1 protein-coding gene is annotated in these 1,051 nt (G+C 33.8%); it reads right to left on the bottom strand.

Features of this window, described 5'->3' with window-relative positions; translation table 11 throughout:
* Nucleotides 1-405: 405 nt before the first annotated feature.
* Nucleotides 406-1,051 (bottom strand): DUF2268 domain-containing protein (locus V7112_RS23665; protein ID WP_335424417.1); only part of this gene is annotated, 646 nt, incomplete at its 5' end.

The following is a 1,051-nucleotide window of genomic DNA, read 5'->3' as shown; positions in this document are numbered from 1 at the left end:
GCGATCTACAGGAATGCTATTGGGTGCTTAATTGAAGAATGAAATAAAATTGGACCACACATTTTAGACATATCTAATATGTGTGATCCTTTTATTTTCAACTGTTTCACTTATCTAACCTAAATATAAAAATTTATGTGGCCTTGCAAATAGGTGTGCATTTTATGGTGCAATTTGGTGTGTTAATAAATGAAATTGAATATAGGATGTGAAATCGTTGAAATTCATCGAACCATTAAATAAAAACGCTGAAGCGGTGGACTGGCATATCTCTGAGAGGGTTAGAAACTTTCGATGGGTTAGTTGAAGACGAAAAACACACCTTAATAATAAAGTAGACAGAAAATGCAAAACAAAAAAGCAAAGTCAGAATGTCTCTTCCTTTGCAAGAATCTAAATAAACTTTTATTTTGAAATCCTATCTCCATATTTACTATTTGATAAAATCTCCTCCGCAGATAATACTGTCCAGTCTCTGACCGGGGTGGTGGGATTCTTTTCTAAAAAGGAATTCACTATTTGGTATCCAATCTTGTAGTTGGTCCAACGGGGGATTCCTTTGTTTGGATTTTCAAAATAATCGCCTTTTATTGTTCGGTCCTTTGACATTAAATTCTCTTTTAAGTGCTCCCACACTTCCTCCTCTTTTTGATTTGATAGAGGATCTATCCACGGTATATTAATATCGGGGTAAAGACTTTTGGCAAAAGTGTCAGCTTTTCCTTCGAGAATAATTGAATCTAATAAAGTGTTTTTCCAGTTTACATTTCCGCTCTCCATATAAATAGTATGGTTATATTCATGTGCAACAATATACTCCAACAAATCCTCTTTAAATGAAGATGGATCAATCCGTATTATGAATACATCCTTACTAACTCCTACCCCAGAAACGCCACCCATTAAATTGATACCATCCATGTTATCCGGATTAGGAGGAAATAAATACACTCTCTTATTCACGCCTGGAAGGGTATTAGATGATTTAATCAAGGCTTGTTCTATTATTTTATTTATTTCATCTTGATTATCAATTAGAGAATAAACAAAT

Source organism: Bacillus sp. JJ1566 (assembly GCF_036962685.1).
In the GTDB taxonomy this organism is placed as follows: domain Bacteria; phylum Bacillota; class Bacilli; order Bacillales; family Bacillaceae_L; genus Ferdinandcohnia.
The sequence above is the reverse complement of the archived record's forward strand: the minus strand, read 5'-3'. Positions and strand labels throughout refer to the sequence as shown.